Source organism: Streptomyces spirodelae (assembly GCF_017676385.1).
Classification (GTDB): Bacteria; Actinomycetota; Actinomycetes; order Streptomycetales; family Streptomycetaceae; genus Streptomyces; species Streptomyces spirodelae.
The window spans coordinates 128,410-144,222 of the sequence record NZ_JAFFZN010000013.1; the positions used below are offsets into that span (position 1 = coordinate 128,410).

At 72.9% G+C, this 15,813-nt stretch carries 8 protein-coding genes; 2 read left to right on the top strand and 6 right to left on the bottom strand.

Annotated elements, in window-relative coordinates:
- Window positions 1–11: 11 nt before the first annotated feature.
- From JW592_RS16090 to JW592_RS16100, 3 genes are all read right to left on the bottom strand, one after another.
- On the bottom strand, window positions 12–3,434 hold the full coding sequence (locus JW592_RS16090) for an ATP-dependent helicase (protein WP_209265762.1): 3,423 nt from the start codon (window positions 3,432–3,434) through the stop codon (window positions 12–14).
- Between the two features lie 105 nt (window positions 3,435–3,539).
- Window positions 3,540–7,013, bottom strand: coding sequence for an ATP-dependent helicase (locus JW592_RS16095; RefSeq protein WP_209265763.1), 3,474 nt, complete (start codon window positions 7,011–7,013; stop codon window positions 3,540–3,542).
- 179 nt (window positions 7,014–7,192) lie between these two features.
- Entirely contained in the window at window positions 7,193–7,576 is a 384-nt protein-coding gene (locus JW592_RS16100) for an MGMT family protein (protein WP_229376180.1), read from the bottom strand.
- Between the two features lie 167 nt (window positions 7,577–7,743).
- Here JW592_RS16100 and JW592_RS16105 point away from each other — a divergent pair, with 167 nt between their 5' ends.
- Complete coding sequence (locus JW592_RS16105; protein ID WP_209265765.1) at window positions 7,744–10,566, top strand: lysylphosphatidylglycerol synthase transmembrane domain-containing protein; 2,823 nt, start codon at window positions 7,744–7,746, stop codon at window positions 10,564–10,566.
- 104 nt (window positions 10,567–10,670) lie between these two features.
- The gene (locus JW592_RS16110) at window positions 10,671–12,362 is read left to right on the top strand and encodes an alpha/beta hydrolase (RefSeq protein ID WP_209265766.1); all 1,692 of its coding nucleotides are present in this window, start codon (window positions 10,671–10,673) and stop codon (window positions 12,360–12,362) included.
- 55 nt (window positions 12,363–12,417) lie between these two features.
- Here the strand turns inward: JW592_RS16110 and moeZ are convergent, their stop codons facing one another.
- The 3 genes from moeZ to JW592_RS16125 all read right to left on the bottom strand — a co-directional run bounded on the left by moeZ (window position 12,418) and on the right by JW592_RS16125 (window position 15,696).
- Window positions 12,418–13,596: an adenylyltransferase/sulfurtransferase MoeZ gene (gene moeZ / locus JW592_RS16115; protein ID WP_209265767.1), complete on the bottom strand. Its 1,179-nt coding sequence runs from the start codon at window positions 13,594–13,596 to the stop codon at window positions 12,418–12,420.
- Window positions 13,597–13,681: 85 nt separating this feature from the next.
- On the bottom strand, window positions 13,682–14,587 hold the full coding sequence (locus tag JW592_RS16120) for a spherulation-specific family 4 protein (RefSeq protein ID WP_229376137.1): 906 nt from the start codon (window positions 14,585–14,587) through the stop codon (window positions 13,682–13,684).
- Window positions 14,575–15,696, bottom strand: a complete 1,122-nt coding sequence (locus JW592_RS16125; RefSeq protein WP_209265768.1) for an SDR family oxidoreductase — start codon at window positions 15,694–15,696, stop codon at window positions 14,575–14,577. Before JW592_RS16125 ends, JW592_RS16120 begins: the two co-directional genes overlap by 13 nt.
- Window positions 15,697–15,813 lie beyond the last annotated feature (117 nt).

The window sequence follows — 15,813 nt, forward strand, 5'->3', positions numbered from 1 at the left end:
GCCACGGGGGCTCACCCCTCGGCCGGAGGGCTTCCTCGATCCCACGGGCCGGGATCGTCCTGCGGTGGCTCTCCCCGCAGCAGTCGCTCCAGTCCGGCGCGGTCCGGCAGTTCCTCGGGCCGCACCAGCTCGCCACTGCGTACATACAGGAACGCGGCGCCGACCGAGGACAGCGGAACGCCCTCCTGCTCGGCCCAGGCGAGCCGGTAGACGGCGAGTTGCAGCGGGTCGGCGTTCCGGCCACGGCCGGTCTTCCAGTCGAGGATGTCGAACGTCACACTCCCGTCCGCCGCACGGTCGCGGTAGACGGCGTCGATCCGGCCGCGTACGACTCGTCCTGCGAGGACGAGCTGGAAGGGCGCCTCGACGCGGTAGGGCGTGCGCTGTGCGTACGGGGTGCGCTCGAATGCCTCCTTGAGGGCCGCCAGATCCCTCTCGTCGGCGATGTGCGGCGGCTCGCTGCCGTAGGGCCCCTCGCCGTCCGCGCCGGGCAGCTCGTCGGGGCCGAGCAGGGGCAGGGGCAGCTCCTCGAAACGGGACTCGACCCAGGCGTGGAACCGGGTGCCCCTGCGCGCTGCCGCGGGCTGCGGGGGGCGCGGCATGGGACGGGCCAGCTCGCGGGCGAAGCCCTCCGGGTCGGCGGCCAGACGCAGCACCTGGGAGGCGCTCAGCGTGCGTGGCAGCGGCACGTCCCGTACGGCGGCACGGGAGCGGCGCAGTTCGCCGGTGAGCGCCTCGAGGTCGCGGTCCCAGGCGGCTACCAGCCGGGCCTCCTCCGGAGTGAGTTCTTCGGCCACCGCGTCCGAGTGCGTTTCCGGGGCCGGGTGCGTTTCCGCGTCCGCGTACGTTTCCGTACCCGAGTCCGTTTCCGCATCCGTTTCCACATCCGCTGCCGCCGTACCGTCCCCGGCCGCCTCCAGGTACGAGAGCACCCGCCGCGCCGCCGCACGGCGGCGCGCCAGCGCGTCCTCGTCCAGGGGCAGCGGCCAGACTCGCTCCTCGGCGGGCTCCTCGAGGGCGGGGTTGGCCGCGCCCTCCTCCGGCGGCTCCGCCCAGTGCTCGATCTCGCCGTGTGCCGGGTCGGCCTCGCAGTGGTCGCGCAGGGCTTCAAGGAAGGCGGAAGGGCCACGCGGGCGCTTCTGCGAAGGGCCCCACCAGTGGCCAGAGCCCAGCAGCAGGCTGCGGGGCCGGGTGAAGGTGACGTAGCCGAGTCTCAGCTCCTCCGTCGCCTGATGCGCACGGAGCGCGTTCTCGTGCTCCTTGAGGCCCTTCGCGTTCCACTCGGGGCGGGGCGGAAGCGTCTCGGCGTCGCCGCGCAGCGCGTACGGCAGCACCTTGGGCTGGGTGAGCCAGGTCTCGCGTGCCTGCTCGCTGGGGAACTGTCTGGCGACCAGGCCGGGCACCGCCACCACGTCCCACTCCAGGCCCTTGGACTTGTGCGCGGTGAGCACCTTGATGGTGTTCTCGCCGCCCGGCAGCGAGCTGTCCAGCCCCTTCTCGTACTGCATGGCGGTGCGCAAGAACGCCAGGAAGGCCAGCAGGGTGGCCTCACCGTCCAGCGAGGCGAAACCCGCGGCGATGTCGAGGAACTGGCCGAGCGTCTCGCGCCGCCGGGCGGCCACCGCGTGCGGGGAGGCTGCGAGCTCCACCTCCAGCCCGGTGGCGGTCAGCACCCGGTGCAGCACGTCCATCAGCGGATCGGCCAGCGAGCGCCGCAGGTCGCGCAGTTCGGCGGCGAGCCGTGCGAAGCGCACCCGGGCCTCGGCGGAGAAGGGCAGGTCGTCGTCGTAGCCGTCGGCCTCGAGGAAGGTGTCCAGTGCGTCGGCGAGGGAGCGCACTTCGGTCGGGTCCGCGCCCTCGACAGCCGCGGCCAGCCGCTCGTCCGGATCGTCTTCCGCACGGCCCCGCTGGTGTGCGACCAGCAGCGCGGCGCGACGTCCCAGCAGCGCCAGGTCGCGCGGCCCGATCCGCCAGCGCGGCCCGGTCAGCAGCCGGACGAGTGCGGCGTTGGCTGTGGGGTCCTGGAGCACTTCGCAGACGGCGACCAGGTCGGCGATCTCCGGCAGGTGCAGCAGTCCCGACAGGCCGACGACCTCGACGGGCAGGTCGCGCTCCACCAGTGCGCCCTGGATCTCGGCGAAGTCGGTGGCACTGCGGCACAGTACGGCGATCTCGCCGGGCGGGGTGCCGGTGCGCACCAGGTGTGCGAGGGAGCCGGCCAGCCAGGCGATTTCCTGGGACTGGGTCTCCAGGAGCGCTGCCCGCACCCGTCCCTCCCGTTCGGCGCCGGGTGCGGCACGCAGCGCCTCGACGCCCTCGTGGCGCTCCCGCAGTGGTGCGGCCAGGCCGTTGGCGAGGTGCAGCAGGCGGCCGCCGCTGCGCCGGTTCTCGCTCAGTGACTGGCGGCGGGCCGGGGTGCCGTCGGCGTTCGGGAAGTGGTGCGGAAAGTCGTCGAGGTTGGCGACGGAGGCGCCGCGCCAGCCGTAGATGGCCTGGCAGGGATCGCCGACCGCGGTGACGGGGTGGCCGGTGCCCTGTCCGAACAGTCCGGCCAGCAGCACGCGCTGTGCCACGGAGGTGTCCTGGTACTCGTCCAGCAGGACGACGGAGAACTGCTCCCGCAGCGCCCGGCCCACCTCCGGCATCTCGGCGAGCCGCGCGGCCAGTGCGATCTGGTCGCCGAAATCGATCCGCTCCTGCGCCTGTTTGCGGGCCCGGTACTCCTCGACCAGGCCGAGTAGTTCCGCCCGAGCCAGGGTGGTCTGGGGTACTTTGCGGAGCTTGTCGTTGGTCAGCCGGGCGCCCTCCAGACTCGCGAGGAGTTCGGCGTTGTACTCGCGGAGCTGTTCGGGGGCGACGAGGTGTTCGGACAGCTCGGCGTCGAGCGCCAGCAGGTCCTCCACGAGCGCCGGCACCGACTTGGTGAGTGCCTGGTACGGGCCCTGGGCCGCGCGCAGCACCCCGGCGGCGAGCTGGAAGCGGGTGGCGTCCGCCAGCAGCCGTACGGTCGGCTCGATGCCGAGGCGCAGCCCGTGCTCGGTCAGCAGCCGCCCGGCGAAGGCATGGTATGTGGAGATCTGCGGCTCTCCCGGCTCACCCCCGTCGGGGACACCGGGGAGGCCGGGCACGCTCTCGGGCACCATCGGGTCCGGGTCGGTCACCCCGGCGCTGTGCAGCGCCTTGCGCACCCTTTCGGACAGCTCGCCGGCCGCCTTGTTGGTGAACGTCAGCCCCAGGACGCGGTCGGGTGCGACCTGTCCGGTGCCCACCAGCCACACCACGCGGGCAGCCATGACGGTGGTCTTCCCCGAGCCCGCCCCGGCCACGATCACCTGGGGAGCGGGCGGCGCTGTGATGCAGGCCGTCTGCTCCGGGGTGAACGGGATACCCAGCAGCTCGGCGAGCTGTCCGGGGTGGGTGAGCGGTGCGGGCACTCGTAAGACGCTAGCGTTCGCGGCTGACAGATCACCGCGCGGCCGGGGATAGCGGCCACCTGGCCGGCCGGCCCCGCGCTTCCCCTCCGGGTGGCCCTCCGGGGCTCACTCGACGATCTGCCGGCCCTCCGGGCGCGCCGAGCAGGCCGCGCGGAAAGCACAGTGCGTGCAGTGCTGGCCCGGCGACGGGGTGAAGCGTTCGTCCAGGACCCGTGCCGCCGCTGTGGCCAGCAGTTCGCCCACCCAGTCGCTGCCCGAGCCGTCCGTGACGCCTGTGACGCCTGTGACGTCCACGGACTCCGCTGCCGCCTCCTGCCGCTGGACGACTGGCAGCGTGTCTCCGCCGTCCCGTTTCGCGGCGCCGAGCCGCAGGTGCACCAGTTCGGCCCCGCCCGGCTCCGGGCGGGCCCCGTCGAACAGCGCGTCGGCCGCGCCCTCCCGTACGGCGAGCTGGTAGACGGCGAGCTGGGGGTGGCGCTCGACCTCGGGTCCCGTGGGGCGGGTGCGGCCTGTCTTGAAGTCGACCACGTAGGCGCGCCCGTGGGCATCACGCTCGACCCGGTCCATGCTGCCCCGGATGCGGACGGCGTGCTCACCGGCCCGCAGCGTGACGTCGAAACCGTGCTCGCTGCCGGCCAGCTCGCGGCCCTCCCCGCGCTCCATGACGTGCCAGCGCAAGAAGCGCTCCAGCGCGGCACGCGCGCTCTCCTTCTCCTGCCGGGACTTCCACGGCGCGTCGAAGGCGAGCCCGTCCCAGACCGCGTCCAGCCGCTCCATGAGCACCGAGAGGTCCCCCGGACTGCTGCCGGAGGCCACCTCGTCGGCCAGTACGTGCAGCGCGTTGCCGAAGCCCTGCGCCGCCGTGGCGGGCTCGTCGGCCTTGACCTCGCGGGCCAGGAACCACTGCAGGGAGCAGGTGCGCGCCAACTGCTCCAGCGCGCTGCCGGACAGCGCGACGGGTGCCTCCCGTTCGCGCAGCGGCACGCTGGAGCGGGTCTGTTCGGCCAGCCCCCACCAGCGCTGCGGGTGCGCGGCGGGAACGAGGGGATGGCCCTCCTCGTCGCGCTCGGCCGCGAGCCTGGCCAGCCGCCGCGCGGCCGCGTCCCGCAGCGACGGAGAGGCCGCGGGGTCGACGGTGGTGGCCCGCAGTTCGGCGACCAGCGCGGGCACCGACAGGGGGCGGCGGGGGCGGCTGCCGACCGGCTGCGGCTCGACGCCGAGCTCGGCCAGGAACCGCGAGGGTTGGTCGCCGTCCTCGGCCTGGGCGCGCACCGCCGTCACCACCAGGCGCTCCTTGGCGCGGGTCACCGCGACGTAGAACAGCCTGCGTTCCTCGGCCAGCAGCGCCCCCGGCGGCAGCGGCTCGGCGATGCCGTCCCGGCCGATGCGGTCCGCCTCCAGGAGCGAGCCGCGCCGCCGCAGATCGGGCCACAGGCCCTCCTGCACTCCCGCGACCACGACCAGCCGCCACTCCCGCCCCTTGGCGCGGTGCGCTGTCATCAGCCGTACGGCGTCCGGGCGCACCGCGCGTTGGACGAGGGTGTCGGCTGCGATGTCCTGGGCTTCCAGCTCTTCCAGGAAGTTGAGCGCTCCCCGGCCGCCGCCGCGCTCCTCCGCACGCGCCGCGACGGCGAACAGGGTGCATACGGCGTCCAGGTCGCGGTCGGCGTTGCGGCCGCCGGGGCCGCCCCGGCGCGCGGCCCGTTCCAGCCGGTCGGGCCAGCTGGTGCCGCTCCACAGCTCCCACAGGGCCTCTTCGGCGGTTCCGCCCCCGGCGAGCAGCTCGCGGGTCTTGCGCAACAGCAGTCCGAGGCTGTGGGCGCCCTCGACCGCCCGCCCCGCGGGCGGTGCGGCGGTGGCGTCCGAGTGCGGTGTGTGCGCGACCAGCCGCTCGGGCTCGGCGAGGGCTTCGGCCAGCAGTACGTCGGAAGGGCGCGGCACCTTGGCCCCCGCGGCCCGCTCCTCCTCGCGCAGCGCACGGCCCAGGCGGCGCAGATCGGCAGCGTCCATTCCGCCGAGCGGCGAGGTCAGCAGCGTCAGCGCGGTCTCGGTGCCGAGCACCACGTGCTCCTGCTCCTCCAGCGCACCCGTCGCCGCCACCCGCAGCGCCGTCAGCAGCGGGGCGACCGCGGCCTCCTGGCGCAGCGGCACGTCGTCGCCGTCCACGTCGACGGGCACGCCTGCCGAGATGAGGGCGCGGCGTACGACGGGCAGGGAGCGGCCGCCCGCCCGCACCAGCACTGCCATCTCGCCCCAGGGCAGGCCGTCTTCGAGGTGGGCCCGGCGCAGCAGGTCGGCGATGTTGTCCAGTTCGGCACCGGCTGTCGGGTAGGTGAACACCTCGACGCGGCCGCCTTCCGGGCCGCTGCCGCCCTGCCGGTCCGGCGCCGGTGCGGGTGCGGGTGCCGATACCGGACCGGCGGGGCGGGGTGCGCGGTGGGCGCGGACGGCCTCGGCGGGGAGCCGGGTGAGCGGCATCCGGGCCGCCAGTTCGCGGGTGGCGGCCAGCAGCCCGGGGCCGGACCTCCGGGCGGTGCGCAGCACCCGGACGGAGGCAGGATCGCCGGAGCGCTGCCGGAAGGTGTGGGGGAAGTCGAGGATGCCGTTCAGGTCGGCGCCCCGGAACGCGTAGATCGACTGGTCGGGATCGCCGAACGCCACCAGGGTGCGTGCCCCTCCGCCCGCCAGCGCGCGCAGCAGCCGCACCTGGGAAGGGTCGGTGTCCTGGAACTCGTCGACGTAGACCGCGTCGTAGGCCCCGTGCAGCCGGGCTGCGACCTCCTCGCGCTCGGTGAGCAGGACGGCACGGTGCACCAGCTCGGCGTAGTCGAGGACGCCCTGCATGTCCAGGACGTCCAGGTACTCGGCGAAGAACCCGGCGGCGGCGCTCCAGTCGGGGCGGCCGGCACGGCGGGCGAAGGCGTCGAGCGCGGCGGGCCCCAGACCCAGCTCCCGGCTGCGCGCGAGCACGGCCCTGACCTCGTCGGCGAAGCCCCGCGTCGTCAGGCAGGCGCGCAGTTCGTCGGGCCAGCGCACCGTCGCGCGCCCCCGGCGCTCCAGGGCGAGCTGTCCTTCGAGCAGTTCGCGGATGTGCAGGTCCTGTTCGGGGCCGGTCAGCAGGCGCAGCGGTTCGGCGAACAGGTCGGCGTCCTGGTGCGCGCGCACCAGTGCATAGCAGTAGGAGTGGAACGTCGTCGCCTGCGGGGCGCGTGGAGCGCCGACGGCGCCCGAGCGGGCCGCCTGCCGGGGCAGCCGGGCGGAGGGCACCTCCTGGGCGAGCCGGTCCGTCATCCGGTCGCGCAGGTCGACGGCCGCCTTTCGGCTGAAGGTCAGCACCAGGATGCGCTCGGGGTCCACGCCCTCCCGCACCCTGGCCGCGGCGGCCTCGACCAGGGTGGTCGTCTTCCCCGCGCCCGGACCCGCCAGGACGAGAAGCGGGCCGCCGCGGTGGTCAACCACAGCGCGCTGCTCCGCGTCAGAGGCAGGGAGATCGACCGGCTCCGCCACGGTGCGCACCAGCCGGTACGTACCGGGCAGACGGGACCGCTGATGCGCGTCGGCAGTAAGGGAGGGACTCACGTGGATCGCCTAGGGGGAGGTCTGTGCGGAGCTGTACAGACGCTACGCCAGCGGACACATGTGTCGCAGCGCATCGCTCCTGTACCCCGTACGGCTGCTGTACTCCGTACGGACTCTCCAGCGCATGGGGCCTGTGGGCATGGCGGAAGCTGGGAACTGTGACGAGCCGCAGCGCGGGATCACCCGTCCTTCCCGTCCCAGCGGGCCCGGCGTATGTCGATACGCGGAGTGTGCCCCTGGTGGCGGGAGGCAGCGGTGGGCTCGCGCAACGGGGTGCCCTCGGCGTGGTAGTGCGCCAGGGCCTCGCGCTCCTGCCCCGGCAGCGGTACGCCGTCGGCCCGCACCACGCGCCACCAGGGGACAGCGCCCCCGTACAGCGCCATGACCCTGCCCACCTGGCGGGGGCCGCCCTCCTCCAGCCATTCGGCGATGTCCCCGTAGGTCATCACCCGGCCGGCCGGAATCAGCTCCGCGACCTCCAGCACGCGCTCGGCGTATTCGGGCAGGGGGTCCCCCCGGCCGATGGCTGGGGGAGTCGGCACGTTTCCAGGCATGCGGGCCATGCTGCCGTACGCCACCGACAGCGGTGCCACACGGCCCCCGGACGGCATCGAACGGCCGTCCGCATGCGGTACCGATCGGCTGCCGATTCGTCCCCACGCCCCCCGGAATGCACCCTCGTGCTCCGGGCCGCCCTCCCCTCGTGCCACCATCTTCCGGGCGGTGACGAGTGATACGGGACCAGGACGAGACAGCAGCGGCGGGACAGCGGCACGGTGACGAGCCCCACCAGGGGGGCGCACCCGCCGCCGGCGGTGCTGCCCGCTCCTCCGACGGGGACAGGGGTGAGGGAGAACCCGGTGAGGGGAACCCTGATCGGGGGAACCCGGGCGGGGAGGAACCCTCCGCCGGGCGCCCGGACGAGGAAGCCTCCGACGAGCAGCCGGAGGCCGTCGCCGAGGGGGAACGAATCGAGATCGAGAGCGACGAACCGCTGCTCTCTGCACGTGTGCACCGCCCCTCCGACCTGTTGCGGCTGGCGCTCGGGCTGCTGGGCATCGCGCTGGTGCTCACCATCGCCAACTTCGCGCACGGCACCACCGCCGGACTCGAACAGGACATCGACAAGGGGACGGCGGAAGCCCCCGATCTGCTGATCAGCCTGACCGGGCTGGCCTCCAGCATCGCCGTACTGCTCGTCCCCGTCGCCTTCGCGATCGAACGCCTGATCAAACGGGACGGACTGCGGATCGCCGACGGCGTGCTGGCCGCCGTCCTGGCACACGGCGCCTCCCTCGCCGTCGACCTGTGGGTCGCCCAGGCGGCGCCCGACTCGATCCGGGACGCGCTGACCAAGGCCATCACCCCGCAGGACGCCACCACTCCGGTCCACAGCTATCTGGCGCCGGTCATCGCCTATATGACAGCCGTCGGCATGGCACGCCGCCCGCGCTGGCGCGTAGTGCTGTGGGGCGTACTGCTGCTGAACGCGACGGCCGTGCTGGTGCCGGGGTACACCACGGCGTTCTCCATCGTCGTCACCATCCTGATCGGCTGGACCGTCGCCTACGGCACCCTGTACGCGGTCGGCACCCCCAACGTCAGGCCGACCGGCCAGACGTTGCTGGCGGGGCTGCGCAGGGTCGGCTTCAGGCCCGTCAGCGCGCTGCGCGTGGAGGACCCCGGCGAGGCCGACAAGCGGGACCACAACGACCGGGGGCGCCGCTACCACGTCACCCTGGAGGACGGTCCGCCGCTCGATGTGACCGTCGTCGATCGCGAACAGCAGGCGCAGGGCTTCTTCTACCGGGTCTGGCGCAGGCTGGCACTGCGCGGCATCACCCAGCGCCGCAGCCTCCAGTCGCTCCGGCAGGCGCTGGAGCAGGAGGCGCTGCTCGCCTACGCGGCCATCTCCGCAGGCGCCAACGCGCCCCGGCTGATCGCCACCTCGGAGCTCGGCCCGGACGCCGTGATGCTCGTCTACGAGCACATCGGAGGCCGCAGCCTGGACGCGCTGCCGGACGAGGAGATCACCGACGAACTGATGCGCACGGCCTGGCGGCAGGTCAAGGCGCTGCAGTCGCGCCGTATCGCACACCGCAGACTGGTGGGGGACGCGCTGGTGGCGGACCGTTCCGGCGCCGTCTACCTGACGGATCTGCGGGGCGGCGAGATCGCGGCCGGCGACCTGATCCTGCGGATGGACGTCGCGCAGCTGCTGACGACGCTGGGGCTGCGGGTGGGCGCCGAGCGCGCCGTGGCGACGGCCGTGGACGTGCTGGGCCCCGACGCCATCGCGGACAGCCTGCCACTGCTCCAGCCCATCGCGCTCAGCCGCAGCACCCGTACGACCCTGCGGCGGCTCGCCAAGGAGCGCACCCAGCGCGAGCGCGAGGCGGTCATCGAGGCGTCCCGTGCGAGCAGGGTGACCCGTACCCGCGAGGAGGAGGCCGCCCAGCAGGCGGCGGCCGGCGGGCGGGCGCACCGCAAGTCGCTGCGCGCGGAGAAGAACGCCGAGAAGAAGGCGATGGACGAGGCGCTGGAGGAGGCCCGCGAGGAGGACCTGCTGGCCCAGATCCGGCAACAGGTGCTGCGTATAAGGCCGCAGGCGCCCATAGAGCCCGCACGGCTGGAGCGCATCAAGCCGCGCACCCTGGTCAGCTTCATCGCGGGCACTCTGGCCGCCTACTTCCTGCTCACCCAGCTCTCCCAGGTGCCGCTCGACAAGGTGCTCGGCGCGAACTGGGCCTGGGTCGGCGGCGCGGTGCTCTTCTCCGCTCTGACATATGTGTTCGCGGCGATGGCGCTGCTGGGCTTCGTACCGGAGAAGGTCTCCTGGTGGCGGACGGTGCAGGCGCAGGTGGCCGGCTCCTTCGTGAAACTCGTCGCCCCTGCGGCGGTCGGCGGTGTGGCGCTGAACGCCCGGTTCCTCCAGCGCGCGGGGGTGCGCCCCGGGCACGCGGTGGCCAGCGTCGGCGCCTCCCAGCTGTTCGGACTCGGCAGCCACATCACCCTGCTGATGCTGTTCGGCTACATCACCGGAACCGAGCACACGCCCACCCTCTCGCCCTCCCGCGCGGTCATCGCCGGACTGCTGACCGCGGCCGTGCTGGTGCTGATCGTCACAGCGGTGCCCGCGCTGCGGCGGTTCGTCTCCAACCGGGTGCGCTCGCTGTTCGCGGGTGTGGTGCCGCGGATGCTGGATGTGGTGCAGCGCCCGCAGAAACTGCTCACCGGTCTGCTGGGGATGCTGCTGCTGACGCTGGCGTTCGTGATGTGCCTGGACGCGTGCGTACGGGCCTTCGGCCATGAGACGAGCTACGCGAACCTCGCCGTGGTCTTCCTGACGGCGAACGCGCTCGGCTCCGCCGCGCCGACCCCGGGCGGGCTCGGCGCAGTCGAGGCGGCGCTGATCGCCGCGCTGATCGCCTTCGGGGTGCCGAAGGAGGTGGCGACCCCGGCGGTGCTGCTCTTCCGGCTGCTGACGCTGTGGATGCCGGTGCTCCCCGGCTGGCTGTCGTTCACCCACCTCACCCGCAAGGGCGCGCTGTAGCGGAGCCCCGCCGCCGGGAAACCACCCGGACGCACCACACAGCGCGCCCCGGGCGGTCGGCGTCCGCACGATGAACGTCACACCGTCTGTCGGGAGGACGTCCCATGCGCCATTCCCGCTCCCCGCGGCCGGGCGCCGCGTTCGCCGCTGTGCTGATAGTGACCGCTGCCGTGACGAGCGGTTGCGGCAGCGGCGACTCGGACAGCACCGGAAAGAGCGAGACCCGGCCGACGAGCGAGACCAGTCCGTCCGCCTCGGACAGCGGCTCCCACGCCCGCTCGTCACCGTCCACCAGTTCCTCCTCCGACAGCGCGTCCCAGGACAGCTCCCCCGCTCTCCCGGATGCCCTCACCCGCCAGAAGCCGCAATGGTCGCGCTGCCCGGTGCCCAACGCGGCACAGGGCACCGACGCGGGCTCCCCCAGCCCGCTGCCCCGAGGGGCGCGCTGGGAGTGCGCGAAGCTGAAGGTGCCGCTGGACTACAGCAAGCCCGAGGGCCGCACCATCGGCATCGAGATGATCCGGGCGGCCGAGCGCAAGGGCGGCGGCAAGCGCATCGGCTCCCTGGTGTTCAACTTCGGCGGCCCGGGCGGCTCCGGGGTGGCCACCCTCCCCTCCTTCGCCCGGGAGTACGAGAAGCTGCGCGGACGCTACGACCTGGTCAGCTTCGACCCGCGCGGGGTGGGCCGCAGCGAGGGAGTCAGATGTCTGAGTGACGAGCGGCTGGACGCCTACTTCGCCGCGGACTGGACACCGGACACCGACGCGGAGGAGCGCCGTCTCTTCCGCCGTCAGGCATCCTTCGCCAAGGGCTGCCAGAAACGGGCCGGGAAGCTGCTGCCGCATCTGACGACGGAGAACACGGCGCGCGACATGGATCTGATGCGGCAGGTGCTCGGCGACCGGAAACTGCACTACTTCGGCATCTCCTACGGCACCGAACTGGGCGGCGTCTACGCGCATCTGTACCCACGGCACGTGGGACGTGCCGTCTTCGACGCGGTGGTCGACCCCGGTTCGACCCCGGCCCGCGGCTCGCTCAGCCAGACCCGCGGCTTCCAGCTCGCACTCGACAACTACCTGGAGCACTGCGCGGAAAGCGGCGAGCAGTGCCCGCTGGGCGAGGACCCCAAGGAGGGCAAGGAGCGCATCACCGGTCTGCTGGCCGATCTGGACGCCGAGCCGATGCCGACCGACAGCGGGCGCAAACTGACCGAGGCGCTGGCCGAGGGAGGGATCGCCCAGGCGCTTTACTCGAAGGAGACCTGGGACCTGCTCACCCAGGGGCTCGAAGAGGCGCTGGTGGACAGCGACGGCTCGACGCTGCTGCTGCTCGCCGACGCGCTCAACGGGCGCAGCCAGGACGGCACCTACAGCACGCTCCAGTCGTCCCTGGCCGCCATCAGCTGCGCCGACAACAAGGAGCGCTACAGCGCCCGCGAGGTCAAGAACAAGCTGCCCGACTTCACCGAGGCGTCCCCGGTCTTCGGGCCGACGTCCGCCTGGGGGCTGACGTCGTGCCACGACTGGCCTGCCAGGGGCCGGTGGACCTCGCCTCCGGTACGCGCCACGGGCTCAGAGCCGATCCTGCTGGTCGGCACCACCGGGGACCCGGCCACCCCGTACGGCGGGACCCGGGCGATGAAGGAGGAGCTGGGCAAGGGCGTGGGGGTCGAGGTGACCTACCAGGGCGAAGGGCACGGCGCCTACGACAGCAGCAACGTCTGCGTCCGCAAGGTGGTCGACGGCTATCTGCTGCGCGGCCTGGTCCCGCGCGACGGGAAGAGCTGCCGCTGAAAGATGACCGGGGTGGCACGGCCCTGCGCCGGCCGTGCCACCTACGGTGTCCCGGTCAGTAGACCGGCTTGTCCGGTTCGATCTGGTTGACCCAGCCGATGACGCCGCCGCCGACGTGCACGGCGTCGGAGAAGCCGGCGTTCTTCAGCACGGCCAGAACTTCCGCGGAGCGGACACCCGTCTTGCAGTGCAAGACGATCTTCTTGTCCTGCGGCAGGTCCTGGAGGGCGTTGCCCATCAGGAACTCGTTCTTGGGGATCAGCCGGGCGCCGGGGATCGAGACGATCTCGTACTCGTTGGGCTCCCGCACGTCGATGATGTCGACGCTCTCGCCGTCGTCCAGCCACTCCTTGAGCTGCTTGGGAGTGATGGTGGAGTCGGCGGCCGCCGCCTGCGCCTCGTCGGAGACGACACCGCAGAACGCCTCGTAGTCGATGAGCTCGGTGACGGTGGCGTTCGGGCCGCAGACCGCGCAGTCGGGGTCCTTGCGGACCTTGACCTGGCGGTAGCTCATCTCCAGCGCGTCGTAGATCATCAGACGGCCGACCAGCGGGTCACCGATGCCCGCCAGCAGCTTGATCGCCTCGTTCACCTGGATCGAGCCGACGGAGGCGCACAGCACGCCCAGCACACCGCCCTCGGCGCAGCTCGGCACCATGCCGGGCGGCGGGGGCTCGGGGTACAGGCAGCGGTAGCAGGGACCGTGCTCGCTCCAGAAGACGCTGGCCTGGCCGTCGAAGCGGTAGATGGAACCCCACACGTACGGCTTGTTCAGCAGCACGCAGGCGTCGTTGACCAGGTAGCGGGTGGCGAAGTTGTCCGTACCGTCCACGATCAGGTCGTACTGCGCGAACAGCTCCATCACATTGGAGGAGTCGAGCCGCTCCTGGTGCAGATTGACCTGGGTGTAGGGGTTGATCCCCAGCACCGTGTCCCTGGCCGACTCGGCCTTCGACCTGCCGATGTCCGCCTGGCTGTGGATGATCTGCCGCTGCAGGTTGGACTCGTCGACCTCGTCGAACTCGATGATGCCGAGCGTCCCGACACCGGCGGCCGCGAGATACATCAGGGCGGGCGAACCGAGGCCGCCCGCGCCCACACAGAGGACCTTCGCGTTCTTGAGCCGCTTCTGACCTTCCATCCCGACATCCGGGATGATCAGGTGACGTGAGTACCTGCGGACCTCGTCGACGGTGAGCTCGTCGGCTGGCTCGACCAGGGGTGGCAGTGACACGGAGACTCCGATGGTCGGTGGGACGTGCGGGAAGTCACCCGCCCGGGGGCGGGTTGTTCCTCCCGTAACACTGCCACGCGCTATCTCATTCCGAGACACCTGGTCCAAGGCACGAGACGATCTCGTCCCAGTAGCCGGGCAACGCCGCCCACGGATCCTGCCCCCTCTCCCGCGTGCGGTCGGTGAAGCAGACGGTGCCCGCGCCCTGCCAGCGGGCGATGCGCAGCGCCTCCTCCAGATGCGTACGGGGCAGCGAGTGCACCAGGTGGCAGAAGCGCTCGGCCGGATGTGCCGCAGTCCACTCCTCGGCCTGCGACCAGCGGTAATCCGCCCAGCTCCCGGCATAGGTGACTAGCTGGTCGGCACACAGCACGTAGTCGGGGTGCGGGTGGCAGCCGTGCGCCAGCACCAGATGGCCACTCGTCCCGCCGTCGGCACCGCCGCACAGGGCGCGCAGGGTCGCGGTGAGGCGCTGGGTGTGCCGCAGCCGGGAGGGGTCGCCGGGGCAGTGCGCCAGATAGAAGCCGTCGACCCGGTACCAGTCCAGGAACCGGTGTGCCTCGGAGACCAGCTCGCCGAAGGTCCGCACACCGTCTCGCATGTCGAGACGGCCGAGTACGGCAACGCCCCCGGCCCGCAGCGCGGCCGCCGCAGGAGCGCAGAACGGGTCGGGTCGCGCGCCCGGCCCGTCCGCGATGTCCAGTACGACCCAATGGAGCGGACCGGCGTCGGGAACCGCCCCGGGCCGGCCACTGGACCGTTGCGGACCACCGGCCCCCGGGCGGCCACCGGACCGGGGGCGGCCGTCGGGACGGCCGTCGATTCCGGGACGACGGGCACCGAGGCCGGGGCGGGAGAGCTCCGCCCACTCCATGGGGGCCAGTATCGGGTGCGCACAGCCCGGCACACCGATCCCCAGCCGCTGCCTGACCGTCCCGCTGCTGTCGCCGGCCGGACGGGCGCGCCCCGGAGGTGTCGTCAGATACGGCATGCCGCCTCCATCCAGATGTCGGCCAGCGACTCCTCCAGGCCGATCCTGGGACGCCAGCCGAGCCGGTCGCGTGCCGTGCGGACGTCCGCCTGCTGCCAGGCCCCGCAGCCGTCGGGGTACGGATACGAGGCAGGCTGCGGCGGCTGCGGGGAGTGGTGGGCCGCGACGTGCTGCGAGCCGTGCGTCTGCGCGGGGATCACAGGGCCATGGGCCCCCAGCCCGCCCGCCAGTCCGCCGTGACCGCCAGGGCCACCGGAAGCGGCATGCCCTCCCGGCCCGGACGGACCGCCCGGGCCGCCCGGACCGCCCATGAGACCGGCCGGGTGGCTGTCCGCCGTTCCCTGCCCGCCGGGGCCGCCGCCCTGCTCGTGGACCGCCCCCGCGTACCCGGCGACGCGGGCCAGCAGTGAGGCCGCGTCGCGCAGCCGTACCGCCCTCCCGGTGCCGATGTTGACGATGCCCTGCGCCGCCGACAGCGATGCGGCGTGCACGGCCCGCGCGACGTCACGGACATCCACGAAGTCGCGCTGCACGCCCAGTCCGCCCAGCTTCAGCTCGCTGTCGCCCTGCTGCATCGCGCGCCGCATCGCCTCCGCGACCCGCCCCAGCGGGGTGCCCGCCGGGGTACCGGGGCCGATGGGCGAGAACACCCGCAGCACGACGGCGTCCAGCCCGGAGGCGAGAACCAGCTCGGTGCCCGCCAGCTTGCTCACGCCGTACGGCCCTCCGGGACGCGGAATCGCGTCCTCGCCGGTGGAGGAGCCGGCCTGGGAAGGGCCGTACTCGGCGGCGCACCCCACGTGCACCAGTCGGGCACCACAGCCGCTGCGGCGCAGCGACTCGCAGACGGCCGCGGTGGCGACCACGTTGTGCCGGATCAGCTCGCGCCCGTTGCCCCGGGTGGTCCCGGCGCAGTTGACGACCACACCGGGGTGCACCGCGTCCAGAAAACGGGTCAGGGCGCCCGGGCTCCCGGTCGACAGGTCGAAACGGACGTCCGCCTCGTCGCTCCGGCCCAGCGCGGTGAGCTGTACGGCGGGGTCGGCCAGCAGCCGGTCGGCGACAAAACGGCCCAGGTATCCGCTGGCTCCCAGCAGCAGCACTCTCATCGAGCGGCCTCCCCGCAGGAGAGGGGGATACGGCGGTCTCGCACGCCGGCGTGCGGTCGTCGCACGGTGGTGCCACGGTGTGCCAACAGCGCGTGGATCATGAGGGCTTGCTCCTTG

Bases quoted from the DNA above. Each gene is read 5' to 3' on its own strand.
- JW592_RS16100 (WP_229376180.1), bottom strand. From the start codon at position 7,576: ATGGCCCGCATGCCTGGAAACGTGCCGACTCCCCCAGCCATCGGCCGG.
- JW592_RS16110 (WP_209265766.1), top strand. From the start codon at position 10,671: ATGCGCCATTCCCGCTCCCCGCGGCCGGGCGCCGCGTTCGCCGCTGTG.
- JW592_RS16120 (WP_229376137.1), bottom strand. From the start codon at position 14,587: ATGCCGTATCTGACGACACCTCCGGGGCGCGCCCGTCCGGCCGGCGAC.
- JW592_RS16125 (WP_209265768.1), bottom strand. From the start codon at position 15,696: ATGAGAGTGCTGCTGCTGGGAGCCAGCGGATACCTGGGCCGTTTTGTC.